Raw genomic sequence first — 1,503 nt, 5'->3', positions numbered from 1 at the left:
CCCTAGCCCCCATTCATGGGGGAATTAGGGGTTTCTTTTTGTGTCGGTTTCCTGCATAATAGTCTTATGAGTATATTACAAGATATTTTTAAAGACCATTATGAAGAAATGATTTATACATTGCATCCACGTGATTCTGTCATTGAAAACGTGGATAAAATGATCAACTGCGGCGACCCGTCTTTTGGCGGTGCCATGTATGGCTGTCCTCACTGCGGCAACTTGAAGTTCGTTCCTTTTCGCTGCAAAAGCCGTTTCTGCCCCACCTGCGGGGTCAAATACTCCCAGCAACGCTCCACTCAAATCGCTTTTAAACTGATCCGCTGCACACACCGGCACTGTGTTTTCACCATTGATGATGAATTGCGCCACTTCTTTCTGGAAGACCGTTCTCTCCTTGGCTGTCTCTTTCAGGCTGTCCGCAGTGTTGTCCTGCGTATGTTCCATAACCTCAACAAATCGAAAAACTTTGTTCCAGGCTTTGTCTGCGTCCTTCATACCTTTGGGCGACCCCTCGAATGGAATCCACATATCCATTGCCTCATTACGGAAGGCGGTTTCTCTGATGAGGGCTTCTGGCGTGTCGTCAAACATTTTAACTATTCCCTCTTAAGAAAGTCTTTTCAGACAGCCCTTCTCAATCTTCTCGAATCCCGCATTGGACCTTCTTTCAAAAAAACGAAAGCTCTTATCTACCGTAAGGATAAAGATGGTTTTTATGTGTATGCTAAACCCAATCTCTGTGATACGGATGCAGTGATTAAATATATCAGCCGATATCTCGGACGTCCCGTCATTGCCCTGAAACGGATTGATTCCTATGATGGCAGCAACGTCACATTTCACTATAACCGGCACGAAGATAATTCTTTTGTAAAAAGGACTCTTCCTGCCATAGATTTTATAAAGCTCCTGATTCAGCACATCCCCGAAAAAAACTTTAAGATGACACGTTACTACGGTCTCTATTCCAGGCATCGCGAAAAAGATAAATCGCTTTGGAAAGCTGTCCCAAAATCCAAGCACCGTCTGATGAAGACTTTTACGAAATGGCGCGAAGACATCCTTCTGTCTTTTGGCTATGACCCACTCAAATGTACACAATGTGGCCACGAAATGCAGTTCTTAGAGCTTTACCACAATCATCGCCGTGTTTCTCTGGAAGAATTATATGAAAGGGCAATGGCAAAAGTAAAATGCCGTTCTGCTTGATTTTTCCACCTGTCTGTACCATACTTATCTTATTAACAGACAGGAGGCTTCCCATGGATTCAAAATTTTTAGAGGAACTGCGGCAAAAATATATTCAAAACCCGCCGGAAGGAATGACAGCCAAACTGGTCAAAGCTATGTCTGATTCTGATCTGCTTGATATGCATGAATTTCTTACGGAGGATGATGACCTGGATGACGATGAATTTGAAGAAGGATTTTATATTGACCTCTTCTAACCACCGTCTGTTTACTTTGCTCGCATTTTGCGGGCTTTTTTAATCAATAGTT

2 protein-coding genes are annotated in these 1,503 nt (G+C 43.1%); both read left to right on the top strand.

Features of this window, described 5'->3' with window-relative positions; all coding sequences use genetic code 11:
• Positions 1–66 precede the first annotated feature (66 nt).
• Positions 67–1,212 (top strand): IS91 family transposase, encoded by a 1,146-nt coding sequence (locus ABC831_RS26315; protein WP_343251044.1) that lies wholly within the window; start codon positions 67–69, stop codon positions 1,210–1,212.
• Positions 1,213–1,265: 53 nt separating this feature from the next.
• Complete coding sequence (locus tag ABC831_RS26310; RefSeq protein ID WP_343251043.1) at positions 1,266–1,451, top strand: hypothetical protein; 186 nt, start codon at positions 1,266–1,268, stop codon at positions 1,449–1,451.
• Positions 1,452–1,503 lie beyond the last annotated feature (52 nt).

Origin of the sequence: Diplocloster hominis (genome assembly GCF_032380655.1) — a bacterium.
Classification (GTDB): Bacteria; Bacillota; Clostridia; order Lachnospirales; family Lachnospiraceae; genus Diplocloster; species Diplocloster hominis.
This window is presented reverse-complemented; position numbering and strand designations above follow the sequence as displayed.

Bases quoted from the DNA above. Each gene is read 5' to 3' on its own strand.
- ABC831_RS26315 (WP_343251044.1), top strand. From the start codon at position 67: ATGAGTATATTACAAGATATTTTTAAAGACCATTATGAAGAAATGATT.
- ABC831_RS26310 (WP_343251043.1), top strand. From the start codon at position 1,266: ATGGATTCAAAATTTTTAGAGGAACTGCGGCAAAAATATATTCAAAAC.